Genomic DNA, 12,280 nt, shown 5'->3' with positions numbered 1-12,280 from the left:
CGAGGACGGTAATGGTGAGGAAATCCACCTTCTTTTTTAGGTTGAATAGGTGCCACGGTGATGTATGGTAGTGATTAATGTTTAATTTAAGTAGAACGAAATGATGAATTTTTATAGAGGTGGACGAAATGAAAGTAGTAGTTGGATCGAAGAATAAAACGAAGGTTGGGGCTGTGGAGAAGGTTTGGAAAGATGCTGAAATTACATCTCTTTCTGTTCCATCAGGAGTATCAGCTCAGCCTTTCTCAGATGAAGAGACGATGGAAGGAGCGATTAATAGAGCGAAGCGAGCGCTAGAGGAAGGAGAAGCTCCAATTGGTATTGGGCTAGAAGGCGGTGTAATGAAAACGGAGCACGGTTTATTTATGTGTAACTGGGGCGCGCTAGCAACAAGTGATGGGAAAGTATTTGTGGCCGGAGGAGCGCGTATTACGTTACCAGACGATTTTTTAGCACCTCTTGAAGATGGTAAAGAATTAAGCGAAGTGATGGAAGAGTTTGTGCAGCGAAAAGATATTCGTAGTCACGAAGGTGCGATTGGTATTTTTACAGATGATTATGTCGACCGCACGGAATTATTTGTACACGTTGTTAAGTTGTTAGTTGGGCAATATAAGTATGACAAAAAGCAAGCATAAACCTTGCACCGTGCGCGATGTATGGTAGTATAAAAGAAAGATTATAACATGAAAAATGCACTCGTTAGAGGAGGAAATATAGATGAAGTCATTAGAAAGCATGGAGCAATTCCAAGATTTAAAAAATGAAGAGAATGTAGTCTTTATGTTCTCAGCAGAATGGTGCCCAGACTGCCGCTTTGTAGATCCATTTATGCCAGAAGTAGAAGAGAAATATAGTGATTTCTCATTTTACTATGTAGATCGCGATGAGTTTATTGATCTATGTGTAAAATTAGACGTATTTGGCATTCCGAGCTTTGTAGCGTACAATAAAGGTGAAGAAACTGGTCGCTATGTAAACAAAGATCGTAAAACACAAGAACAAATCGAAGAGTTTATTGAAGGTTTAAAATAAGGCAATTTGCCAATTGAATTGTAAAACAACCTCTACCTTCGCGGGGGAGGTTATTTTTTTGGAAGGGAGGAAAAAGAGATGAAGATGACAAGTAAAAAGATGAAAGATGAGTTAATAAAGAAATTATCTCGCCCAGAATGGGACTTTCAGTATGATAGTGAGAAAGAAGTTTTACGTATTGAACAAAAAGACTCCAAAAAAGGTATTAACGTATCGCTTCCAGGAGTTGTGGCAAAATGGGAAGTGAACAAAGAAAAGGCAATTGAAGAAGTTGCTTATTACGTACAAGAAGCGCTAATTGCGATGCATAAAGAAGAAAATAGCGGAGCGAAAATTTTACCTGTTATTCGCTCTACTTCTTTCCCGAAACAAGCAGAAGAAGGAAATCCGTTTATTATGACGGATCATACGGCGGAAACACGTATTTACTATGCGTTAGATTCGAATAAAACGTATCGACTAATTGATGAGCGTCTATTACAAAAATTAGAACTTACAGAACAGCAAGTGCGTGAAATGGCATTATTCAACGCACGCTCGTTAGGTTATGAATTTAAACAAGACACAGTAGCGGGTAATACATTCTACTTTTTAAACACAAATGATGGGTATGACGCGACTCGTATTTTAAACGAATCGTTACTACAATCGATGCGTGAAAAGATTTCTGGTGACATGGTTGTTGCTGTTCCTCACCAAGATGTATTAATTATTGCTGATATCGTCAACGAAATCGGTTATGATATTATTGCACAAATGACAATGAAATTTTTTGCCGAAGGGCATGTTCCGATTACATCACTTTCATTCGTATATGAAGATGGAGAATTTGAACCAATCTTTATTTTAGCGAAAAATCGGAAGAAGACAGATGGAAAAGAGAAAGGATGAACGAAGTGAACGTTTTTTACAACCTTGAAGGAATTGGTGACACTTTAATTGTTGCCTTACAAGATATTACTTTAGAGAACCGTACTTTTGATCGCAAAGGAGATGTTGCACGCGTATACGATCGTGAAAGCAACGAGACAGCAGGATTCAACATCTTTAATGCATCTTCTTACTTAGAAGTAAAAGAAACAGGAAACCTTACATTAACGAAAGAGCTTGTAGAGAAAATCAACGAAATTTTAGCGAAGAATGGCTTTGAAGAAACAGTAGAAGCAGATCTTTCTCCGAAATTTGTTGTAGGCTATGTAGCTGAAAAAGAAAAGCATCCAAATGCTGATAAGCTAAACATCTGTAAAGTAGAAATCGGTACAGAAACATTACAAATCGTATGTGGCGCACCAAACGTTGATGCAGGACAAAAAGTTGTCGTTGCAAAAATTGGTGCTGTAATGCCAAGCGGTATGTTAATTAAACCAGCAGAACTTCGCGGTGTTCCTTCTTCTGGAATGATCTGCTCTGCACGTGAATTAGAGCTTCCAGATGCTCCACAAGAAAAAGGTATTCTTGTATTAGAAGATAGCTTTGAAGTTGGACAAGAGTTTAAATTTTAATTGATATAAGAAAAGAGAGGTTGTCCTTTTGGACAACCTCTCTTTTTTTGCGTTCTTTGTCGGTAAATCGAAATTCGTGTTGAATCGTTGATATATTGAGAGTTGTGATAGATATATTTAAAAAAATCGTTAATATGATAAGGATGTCACCTTTTTTCTTAAAATCTATATTGTATTTTATAAACAAACTAGTTAAAATTTAGAAAAATAGAAGGGGATAGACGTATGAAACAACAACTAAAAATCGCAGAACTTCTAAAACGAATTGAAACTTCAAAACAGCAAGATGTTGAGCTAGGTACTTATGAAATATATGTGTTTAGTGAAAGTGAATTAGAAAAAGGACAAATCGGTTATCGATATGATAAACATAAAAATTCATTAATAAGTGAAGAAAACGGAAAGTGGCAAGAAGGATGGATTACAATTGGATATGAAACGGATATGGGCGATCCAGTTTTCGTAAATATAGATGATGACGCTTATCCGGTTTATACTGCAGAACGTGGTACAGAAAAATGGCAGCCAGTTTATATTGGAAATATGGATGAGATTATAGGGCAATTATAAGAAAAACTTTGAATCCGGTGCAAAGTGATGGGAGAGAAGTATGAAGTATATAAAAATAATGAGCATGATTGCATTCATTGGAATATATATGGCCGGTTGTTCACAAGAGCAGCCGAAAAAAGAAACTACATCTTCTATACAAGAGAAAAACAAAGATACCAAAGAAGACGCACCGGTAGAAAAGCAGCAAGAACAAGAAAAGAATGAAGAGTCACAAGCAAATCAAACGAATGAGCAAGTAGAACATAAGCAAGAGGAAGTATCATCTGAGGAAAAGAAAGAAGAAACTACGCCAGTACAGCCAACTGAGCAACCAGTGCAAAATAATGAACAAAAAGTAGAGAGTAATGAAAAACAAGAGAAGTTTCTCGTCGTTATTGATCCAGGGCATCAACAAAAAGCGAATTTAAATTTAGAGCCGATTGGACCAGGGGCAACAACGCAAAAATATAAAGTGACAGACGGTACAACAGGTGTTGTGACGAAAAAGAGAGAGGCTGTACTTGTATTAGAAATGGCTTTTTTATTAAAAGAAAAGCTTGAAGCAAAAGGGATACAAGTATTAATGACGAGAACATCACAAGACGTTGATATAAGTAATAAAGAACGGGCGACATTCGCAAATAATCATAAGGCTAATTTATTTTTACGTCTTCATGCAGATGGTTCTGAAAATCCGAATCAAAGTGGATTTGCTGTATTAACGCCGGCAGAAGGAAGTCCGTATACGAAAGAGATTTATGCTGAAAGTCTTCAAATCTCTCAAACGATTGTAAATAAAATGAGAGAGAACCAGCAAGTAAAAGTAAATGAAATTAAATTTCGGGATGATCTTTCTGGATTTAATTGGGCAAAGGTTCCTGGTGTGTTATTAGAACTTGGGTTTATGTCAAACCATGAAGAAGATAAAAAATTATCTGACCCGCAGTATGTAAATTCTTTATTGCAAAGTGTAACGGATAGTATAGATGTATATCGGAAGAGTAAAGCTTAAGCGCAGTCTTACATGAAAGGCTGCGTTTTTCTATATGAAACACTCGTAAATTAGAATATTGTGGATAAATATGACATGCTTAATTTTACCTGCACTTTTTGCCGAATGCTGATACAATAAAGGATGTTACTATTTAGTAGAAAGAGTGGTAAGCATGTTAGATTGGATGAAAAAGCTGTTTAACAAAGAGGAAGAACAAACAGCGATGAATAAAGAAGTACCAAAGCAAATTGAAAGTCAGCCGAAAATTCCTCGTGTAAACCACTACACTGAAGCAAGAGAAGCACAAATGGCAAGTAGGAATGCAGGTAAATGCCGTTTTCCTTTAGTACCGGATAATGGGTTCGATGAAGAGGATGAAAGCGAAGTAAATCGCTTCGAAGAACAACCTGTTCAAGGAGTAACATATGAAGAACCGACTGCCCAAAGAGGAATAAAGGTGGAAAGAAGCAGACGACCGTATGTGGAAAAGGTAGTTTCTACATATGAAGAGCCGGAAGTGCAATATGAACCGGTGCGGGAGTCTGTCGTTAAAAAGGCATCTGTACCTTCGCAAGAGAGTAACCGTAGACCATTTCGTCCAACAGAAATGATTTCGCCAATTTATGGATATAATCGTCCTTCAGTAGAGAAAAAGAAAGAAAAGCAGGAGGAAGTAAAGGAAAGAGAAGACCTTGAAATATCTGTAGAGGGTAAATCAGTCGTTGATGCATGGTTAGAGAAAAAAGGATATACATTATCTGATTTCTCGGAAGGACAAGCACCAACTTCTTCTAGTCATAGAGCTGCTAACCAGCATGGAGAGCAACAATATGAAGAGAATAAAAAGGAAGAAAAGTCAGTAGTTGATCAATGGCTAGAGAAAAACGGTTATGAAATTGAACGCCAAGTGCCTTTAGTAGAAGAAAAAGAAGTGATTCAAGAAATGAGTACACCGCAGGAAGTTTCAGCGGATGAATTACTTCATAAAACAGTAGCTGAGCAGATGGAAAGTGCTAAGCTAGAAAAAGATGTAGTGGTGTTAAACGAAAACAATCTACAAGAAGAATTAGTAGCTTCTAAAGTAGAGCACGAGGATACAATATTATCAGAAGAAATTAAACGTAATACAGAAATAAAACAACCTACTATTGAAGTAGAAAAGCAAGCTCCAGAAGAATCAGTGATTGTCAAAGCAGAAGAAAAACTTGAAGAAACAATCATTGTGGAAATACCAGAAGAAGTGTCAAAAGTAGAAGTAATTGCAGAAACGGAAGAGTCAGAAGAAGCTGAAGTAGTTATGGAAACAGAGGCACCTGAAGAAGTGGAAGTAATTGCGGAAACAGAAGAGTCAGAAGAAGCTGAAGTAGTTATGGAAACAGAGGCACCTGAAGAAGTAGAAGTAATTGCAGAAACGGAAGAGCTTGAAGAAGTAGTTATGGAAACAGAGGCACCTGAAGAAGTGGAAGTAATTGCGGAAGCGGAAGAAACAGAAGAAGTGGAAGTAATTGCGGAAACGGAAGAAACAGAGGAAGTGGAAGTAATTGCGGAAGCAGAAGAGTCAGAAGAAGCTGAAGTAATTACAGAAGCAGAAGAGTCAGAAGAAGTAGAAGTGATTGCAGAAATAAACGCGCCTGTAGTAGAGACATTTGTAGCACTTGAGGACATTCAGCAAGAAGATGAAGCAATTGAACAAAAGAATGAATTCATACATGTTGCTGAGGCTGATGAACAAACGAAGAAAGATGTTCAAAGCTTTGCGGATGTTTTAATTGCAGAAGAACAACCAGTTGCAGAGGAAGCACGGATTGCAGAAGAACAGCCAACTGTCGAGGAAACACCGGTCGTAGAAGAACAACCAGTTGTACAAAAAGAAGAACCAAAACGTGAGAAAAAGCGTCATGTACCATTTAATGTTGTTATGTTGAAACAAGATAGAACACGATTAATGGAAAGACATGCAGCTAGAGCAAATGCAATGCAGCCTTCTGCTAATGTACGAGTAGAGAATAAGCCAGTACAACAAGAGGTAGCAGAACCACAAGTGGAAGAACGCCCAGTGCAGCAAGTAGTAGCAGAGCCACAAATGGAAGAACGCCCAGTGCAACAAGAGGTAGCAGAACCACAAGTGGAAGAGCAACCAGTGCAGCAAGTAGTAGCAGAGCCACAAATGGAAGAACAATCAATACAGCAAGTAGTGGTAGAGCAAGTACAAAAGCCAATTTCAAGTACGGAAGTACAAGAGAAAGCATATGTTGTAAATCAAAGAGAGAACGATATGCGAAATGTATTGCATACACCACCGACATATACTGTTCCACCATTAGCGCTGTTGTCGATTCCACAGCAATCAGCGTTAGATAATACAGAATGGTTAGAGGAGCAGAAAGAATTATTAGATACAACGTTTAATAATTTTCACGTTGGAGCACATGTTATTAATGTATCGCAAGGGCCAGCGGTAACTCGTTTTGAAGTACAGCCAGACCCAGGTGTGAAAGTAAATAAAATTACAAACTTAAGTGATGATATTAAGTTAAGTTTAGCTGCGAAAGATATTCGTATTGAAGCGCCGATTCCAGGGAAGAGTGCAATTGGAATTGAAGTTCCAAATAAAGAAAGTAAGCCGGTATTTCTTCGCGAAATTTTAAGAAGTCCTGTATTCACAAAGAGTGAATCACCGCTTACTGTTGCGCTTGGACTTGATATTTCAGGGGATCCAATTGTAACGGATATTCGAAAAATGCCACATGGACTTATTGCGGGTGCAACCGGTTCTGGTAAAAGTGTGTGTATTAACGCCATTTTAACGAGCATTTTATATAAAGCGAAACCACATGAAGTGAAGTTAATGTTAATCGATCCGAAGATGGTTGAGCTTGCACCATACAATTCTGTTCCGCATCTTGTAGCACCTGTTATTACGGATGTAAAAGCAGCAACAGCTGCATTAAAATGGGCAGTTGAGGAAATGGAACGCCGTTATGAATTGTTTGCACACGCAGGTGCTCGTGATTTAACTCGCTACAATACGATTGTAAGTGAGCGAGAAATTCCAGGAGAGACATTACCTTATATCGTTATTGTCATTGACGAGTTAGCGGATTTAATGATGGTAGCACCTGGTGATGTTGAGGAAGCGATTTGTCGCATTGCGCAAAAAGCACGTGCTTGTGGTATTCATTTATTAGTAGCGACGCAGCGTCCATCTGTAGATGTTATTACAGGTTTAATTAAGTCAAACATTCCAACGCGTATTGCGTTTACTGTATCATCTCAAGTTGATTCGCGTACGATTATTGATATTGGGGGCGCGGAGAAATTACTTGGCCGTGGTGATATGTTATTCTTAGGGAACGGTACATCTAAGCCAGTTCGTGTACAAGGTGTATATGTATCGGATGATGAGATTGAAAAAACAGTTGATCATGTGAAAAAGCAAATGAAGCCGAATTACTTATTTAAGCAAGAGGATTTATTAGCGAAAACAGAACAAGCTGAGTCAGAAGACGAATTGTTCCTTGATGCATGTCAATTTGTTGTAGAACAAGGGGGAGCGTCCACATCTTCTGTACAGCGAAAATTCCGCATCGGTTATAATCGCGCGGCACGTCTCATTGAAGAGATGGAATCGCAAGGGATTATTTCTGAAGGTAGAGGAACGAAACCGAGAGATGTCCTTATTTCTGAGGATGAATTTGCCGCTATGCAGGAAACAAATGTATAGTAAAAGGTTTTGCTGTATACTAAGAGAAAATGTTGGATAGTAAAGTAGGGAGTAAAGAGACATGAAAGAAATTGAATTAAAATTAAAAGGTGAAATAAATAGACTAACAAATAAAACATTTAAATTTGACGAACGTGTTGGAGAAGGTTGGTTCTCTGCCGTTTACTTTTTAAAAACTAGAGAAATCATCGAAGAATTTCGCCCGAAAAGTGTTGTAACGATGCAATTTTTCCAAAAGGAAAATGCAGTTCTTTGCGGAACGGATGAAGTAATTGCATTGCTACAAACATTCGCTAAAAATCCTGAGGAACTTGAAATTAACTCTTTAAAAGATGGCGATAAAATTAGTCCATTTGAAACAGTGTTAACAATTCATGGTCCTTATGAAAATTTCGGATTTTTAGAAGGTGTCATTGATGGGATTTTAGCTCGTCGTACATCGGTTGCGACAAACGTATATAACGTTGTCCAAGCTGCGCGTAGCGTAGATAAAGAAAAACCAGTTATTTTCATGGGAGATCGTGACGATCATTATACACAACAAGCTGGTGACGGTTATGCAGCATACATCGGAGGTATGAGCGCACAAGCGACGCATGCGATGAATGAATGGTGGGGCAAAAGTGGTATGGGGACGATGCCTCACGCATTAATTCAAATGTTTAATGGTGATGTTGTAGAAGCTGCAAAAGCATATCATAAGAAATTCCCAGAAGATGAATTAGTTGTATTAATTGATTACAACAATGATGTCATTACAGATGCACTTCGCGTAGCGCGTGAATTTGGATCAACATTAAAAGGTGTACGTGTAGATACGTCCCGCACGATGATTGATCAATACTTCATTCGCCACCCAGAAGTACTTGGAACATTCGATCCACGTGGTGTAAACCCATCGCTTGTATTCGCACTTCGTAAAGCACTTGATGAAGAAGGATTCCAGCATGTAGACATCGTTGTAACTGGTGGATTTGATGAGAAGCGTATTCGTGAATTTGAAGCTCAAAACGTACCTGTTGACATATACGGGGTAGGAAGTAGCTTATTAAAAATGAATATTGGCTTTACTGGTGATAACGTAGAATTAAATGGAAAACCAGAAGCGAAAGCTGGTCGTAAATATCGTCCAAACCCACGTTTAGAGCGTGTTCAATTAGAAAAAAGAGAAGAGATGTAAAAGAGAGAAAAACTGATAGGTGATTGACCCTATCAGTTTTTCTGTTATCATAGTATAGCGGCTTCTTTTTTGCTATAATGGACTTGTTATAGACATATAAAGAAGTACGTACGAGTTTATCCTGATAAGTGAAGGGAAAGAATAACTTCACTACATCAAAAATGTATGATGATTACCAAAATAAGAAAAGATTCATATACTGTCTTATAGATAGGCCGTTGTATTAGTTCGAAATGTTGGAGGTTCTTTAAGATGACAGTTTACCATTTTGTAGGAATTAAAGGAACAGGAATGAGTTCATTAGCGCAAATTCTTCATGATATGAAGCATACTGTTCAAGGGTCTGATTATGAAAAGCGTTTCTTTACACAAACAGCGTTGGAAAAGCGTAGTATCTCGATCCTTCCTTTTGATAAGAATAATGTAGAAGAAGGACAAGTGATTATTGCAGGAAATGCATTTCCTGATACGCATGAAGAAATCGTAGCAGCAAAAGAATTAAACATCCCAGTCCATCGTTACCATCATTTCTTAGGTGACCTGATGAACCAATACACAAGTGTTGCTGTAACTGGTGCACATGGAAAAACATCAACAACTGGTTTGTTAGCCCATGTAATGCAAGGTGCACACCCTACATCTTACCTTATTGGAGATGGAACAGGGCATGGGGTAGAAAATAGTAAGTATTTTGTATTTGAAGCTTGTGAGTATCGTCGTCATTTCTTGTCTTATAATCCAGACTATGCAATTATGACGAATATTGATTTTGATCATCCAGATTATTTTGCAGACATCAATGATGTATTCAGTGCATTCCAAGAGATGGCATTGCAAGTGAAAAAAGGCATTATTGCATGTGGAGATGATGAAGAACTTCAAAAAATTCAAGCGAAAGTACCTGTTATTTTCTATGGATTTGGAGAAGATAATGATTTCCAAGCACGCAACATCCAAAAGAGAACAGATGGCACGATATTCGATGTATTCGTTCGTAACACGTACTATGATACGTTCAAAATTACAGGATACGGCAATCACAGCGTATTAAATGCGTTAGCAGTAATCGCGCTTTGCCATTATGAAAATGTTGATGTAGAAGCAGTAAAACATCAATTAACAACTTTTGAAGGCGTAAAACGTCGTTTTAATGAAAAGCCGATGGGAGAGCAAGTAATCATCGATGACTATGCACACCATCCGACAGAGATTAATGCAACGATTGAAGCTGCTCGTCAAAAACATCCAGAGCGTGAAATTGTCGCTGTATTCCAGCCACACACATTCTCACGTACAGAAAAGTTCTTAGATGAGTTCGCAGAAAGCCTAAGCAAAGCTGACCAAGTATATTTATGTGATATTTTCGGATCAGCACGTGAAAACAAAGGTGAATTAACAATTGAAGATCTGCAAAAGCGTATTGACGGTGCAGAACTAATTACAGATACAACAACGGATGTATTAAAGAAACATAAAAACGGCGTTCTAATTTTCATGGGCGCAGGTGACATCCAAAAATTCGAAGCAGCTTATGTAAAAGAAGTTCAAGTTGCAGAGAAGTAATAGGAAAGACGCATAGCTTGGCTGTGCGTCTTTTTTTGTTGTCGTGGTTGTGTATTAATGTTGAAACGTCGATATATATGGAGTTGTGTTCGATATATTTCAAAAATCGTTGATATATTGGTACGCGTTTTGAAATGTAAGTGTTAGAATAATAAGAAAACTAAAAAGGGGACTAAAAAACATGTTCACACTCCGAGTAGATGACGAAATCGAACTACAATTATTAGAAAAACATCATAAAGAGGAATTATATCAATTATTAGATCAAAACCGTAATCATTTACGGAAATGGCTCCCTTGGGTAGATGGGACAAAATCTGCTGATGCTTATGATGAGATTTTTCCGATGTGGTTAAAGAAGTTTGCAGAGGGAGATGGTTTTGAAAGTGGCATACGTTACAAAGGAAAGCTCGTTGGGATGGTAGGTATTCATCCAGTGAGCTGGGGGAAGAAAGCGACGAGTCTTGGGTATTATCTTGCAGAAGATGCTGGCGGGAAAGGTATTATGACGCGTAGCGTAAAGGCTGTACTTCACTATGCATTTGAAAATTTAAAGATGAATAAAATTGAAATTCGTTGCGGTGTTGGAAATGCGAAGAGTCGCGCAATTCCAGAGCGTTTAGGATTTAAGTTAGATGGTATTTTACGAGATGAAGAATGGCTATATGATCATTTTCATGATATCGCTGTATATAGTTTACTAGCTTCAGAATGGAAAGAGATTCGATGAACGAGAAGATTCGTATTGTTCCATATGAAGGTACGTTTCAAGAGGAAATAGTAGATCTTATCGTTCATATTCAGCAAAAAGAGTATAATGTTCCCATTACGAAAGAAGAGCAACCTGATTTACTTGAAATAGAAACGTTCTATCAAAAGGATCACGGAAACTTTTGGGTAGCACTTTATGATGGTAAAGTAGTTGGAACAGTAGCTTTATTAGATATTGAGAATCATCAAGTAGCGCTAAGAAAAATGTTCGTGAAGAAAGAGTTTCGTGGAAAAGAATGGGACGCATCATATATGTTGCTTCAAACAGCAATTTCATGGGCTGAGGATAAAAAGTTGAAAGATATTTATTTAGGAACAACAGTAAAATTTTTAGCGGCACATCGTTTTTATGAAAAGAATGGTTTTCAAAGTGTGAGTATAGATGAGTTGCCGAAAAACTTTCCGGTGCTACAAGTAGATAAGAAATTTTATAGGTACATTGTGTAAAAGGTCATTTAGAAATGGCCTTTTTCTATGAACCAAAATGGAAATAGTGGTATAATTTGGATTAGGGGGTGTAGGTATGAACTTTCCAATTCAAAGAAGTAAGTCAGTAGTCATTTTCGTTTGTCTTACGTTAGCTTTTATGTGTATATATCCAATTGTCATGCTTTTCACTAATAGAGCGCATTGGATGTCAGCGTTGATTGGGATGGGTTTATGCTTCCTTGTAAATGTACCACTCGTTTGGGAAGTATTTATTAAAAAACATAAAGTAGAAAATGGTGTATTAAAGTACGGCATTTTAAATGACGATATCGTATTGAAAGAGATAAGAATCATTCGTCAAGTTGGGAAATACCTTGAAATTACGACGAATGCATACAAAGTACATATGGTTGCGATGCCGCAAAATATGAATGAATTTTTGGCGCTTATCGAGAAAGAAAATCCACATGTGAAAATAGAAATGGTAGAGAAGAAATAAAAAAAAGCTCGGAGAAAATTCCGAGCGTTTT

The 12,280-nt window shown here is 37.6% G+C and carries 12 protein-coding genes; all 12 read left to right on the top strand.

From position 1 onward, the window contains the following. The first annotated feature begins 128 nt into the window (after positions 1–128). The 12 genes from F3I02_RS08145 (at position 129) to F3I02_RS08090 (ending at position 12,249) form a co-directional block, all read left to right on the top strand. Positions 129–638, top strand: coding sequence for a DUF84 family protein (locus F3I02_RS08145; protein WP_000869936.1), 510 nt, complete (start codon positions 129–131; stop codon positions 636–638). An 82-nt stretch (positions 639–720) separates the two neighbouring features. Then, positions 721–1,035, top strand: a complete 315-nt coding sequence (locus F3I02_RS08140) for a thioredoxin family protein (RefSeq protein ID WP_000838187.1) — start codon at positions 721–723, stop codon at positions 1,033–1,035. A gap of 78 nt (positions 1,036–1,113) precedes the next feature. Beyond that, positions 1,114–1,926 (top strand): DUF1444 domain-containing protein, encoded by an 813-nt coding sequence (locus F3I02_RS08135; RefSeq protein ID WP_000784588.1) that lies wholly within the window; start codon positions 1,114–1,116, stop codon positions 1,924–1,926. Then, positions 1,923–2,537 (top strand): YtpR family tRNA-binding protein, encoded by a 615-nt coding sequence (ytpR, locus tag F3I02_RS08130; RefSeq protein WP_001006761.1) that lies wholly within the window; start codon positions 1,923–1,925, stop codon positions 2,535–2,537. The genes F3I02_RS08135 and ytpR overlap by 4 nt, the downstream gene beginning before the upstream one ends. A gap of 225 nt (positions 2,538–2,762) precedes the next feature. Continuing rightward, complete coding sequence (locus F3I02_RS08125) at positions 2,763–3,107, top strand: hypothetical protein (RefSeq protein WP_000813291.1); 345 nt, start codon at positions 2,763–2,765, stop codon at positions 3,105–3,107. 40 nt (positions 3,108–3,147) lie between these two features. After that, entirely contained in the window at positions 3,148–4,101 is a 954-nt protein-coding gene (locus F3I02_RS08120; RefSeq protein WP_196477814.1) for an N-acetylmuramoyl-L-alanine amidase, read from the top strand. A 154-nt stretch (positions 4,102–4,255) separates the two neighbouring features. Continuing rightward, positions 4,256–7,807, top strand: a complete 3,552-nt coding sequence (locus tag F3I02_RS08115; RefSeq protein ID WP_196477813.1) for a DNA translocase FtsK — start codon at positions 4,256–4,258, stop codon at positions 7,805–7,807. Between the two features lie 61 nt (positions 7,808–7,868). Further along, positions 7,869–8,987: a nicotinate phosphoribosyltransferase gene (locus F3I02_RS08110; protein WP_000658370.1), complete on the top strand. Its 1,119-nt coding sequence runs from the start codon at positions 7,869–7,871 to the stop codon at positions 8,985–8,987. Between the two features lie 252 nt (positions 8,988–9,239). Beyond that, on the top strand, positions 9,240–10,550 hold the full coding sequence (gene murC, locus F3I02_RS08105) for a UDP-N-acetylmuramate--L-alanine ligase (RefSeq protein WP_000219467.1): 1,311 nt from the start codon (positions 9,240–9,242) through the stop codon (positions 10,548–10,550). A 181-nt stretch (positions 10,551–10,731) separates the two neighbouring features. Then, entirely contained in the window at positions 10,732–11,280 is a 549-nt protein-coding gene (locus F3I02_RS08100) for a GNAT family N-acetyltransferase (protein ID WP_196477812.1), read from the top strand. Next, positions 11,277–11,768: a GNAT family N-acetyltransferase gene (locus F3I02_RS08095; protein ID WP_046945891.1), complete on the top strand. Its 492-nt coding sequence runs from the start codon at positions 11,277–11,279 to the stop codon at positions 11,766–11,768. The genes F3I02_RS08100 and F3I02_RS08095 overlap by 4 nt, the downstream gene beginning before the upstream one ends. Before the next feature lie 76 nt (positions 11,769–11,844). After that, positions 11,845–12,249: a PH domain-containing protein gene (locus tag F3I02_RS08090; protein WP_001010624.1), complete on the top strand. Its 405-nt coding sequence runs from the start codon at positions 11,845–11,847 to the stop codon at positions 12,247–12,249. The last annotated feature ends 31 nt before the right edge of the window (positions 12,250–12,280 follow it).

This window comes from Bacillus sp. SRB3LM (genome assembly GCF_015712745.1).
In the GTDB taxonomy this organism is placed as follows: domain Bacteria; phylum Bacillota; class Bacilli; order Bacillales; family Bacillaceae_G; genus Bacillus_A; species Bacillus_A thuringiensis_K.
This window is presented reverse-complemented; position numbering and strand designations above follow the sequence as displayed.

What these genes read in the sequence shown, in the direction of transcription:
- F3I02_RS08120 (WP_196477814.1), top strand. Translation starts at nt 3,148, where the DNA reads ATGAAGTATATAAAAATAATGAGCATGATTGCATTCATTGGAATATAT.
- F3I02_RS08110 (WP_000658370.1), top strand. Translation starts at nt 7,869, where the DNA reads ATGAAAGAAATTGAATTAAAATTAAAAGGTGAAATAAATAGACTAACA.
- F3I02_RS08090 (WP_001010624.1), top strand. Translation starts at nt 11,845, where the DNA reads ATGAACTTTCCAATTCAAAGAAGTAAGTCAGTAGTCATTTTCGTTTGT.
- F3I02_RS08115 (WP_196477813.1), top strand. Translation starts at nt 4,256, where the DNA reads ATGTTAGATTGGATGAAAAAGCTGTTTAACAAAGAGGAAGAACAAACA.
- F3I02_RS08140 (WP_000838187.1), top strand. Translation starts at nt 721, where the DNA reads ATGAAGTCATTAGAAAGCATGGAGCAATTCCAAGATTTAAAAAATGAA.
- F3I02_RS08100 (WP_196477812.1), top strand. Translation starts at nt 10,732, where the DNA reads ATGTTCACACTCCGAGTAGATGACGAAATCGAACTACAATTATTAGAA.
- ytpR (WP_001006761.1), top strand. Translation starts at nt 1,923, where the DNA reads ATGAACGAAGTGAACGTTTTTTACAACCTTGAAGGAATTGGTGACACT.
- F3I02_RS08135 (WP_000784588.1), top strand. Translation starts at nt 1,114, where the DNA reads ATGAAGATGACAAGTAAAAAGATGAAAGATGAGTTAATAAAGAAATTA.
- F3I02_RS08145 (WP_000869936.1), top strand. Translation starts at nt 129, where the DNA reads ATGAAAGTAGTAGTTGGATCGAAGAATAAAACGAAGGTTGGGGCTGTG.
- F3I02_RS08125 (WP_000813291.1), top strand. Translation starts at nt 2,763, where the DNA reads ATGAAACAACAACTAAAAATCGCAGAACTTCTAAAACGAATTGAAACT.
- murC (WP_000219467.1), top strand. Translation starts at nt 9,240, where the DNA reads ATGACAGTTTACCATTTTGTAGGAATTAAAGGAACAGGAATGAGTTCA.
- F3I02_RS08095 (WP_046945891.1), top strand. Translation starts at nt 11,277, where the DNA reads ATGAACGAGAAGATTCGTATTGTTCCATATGAAGGTACGTTTCAAGAG.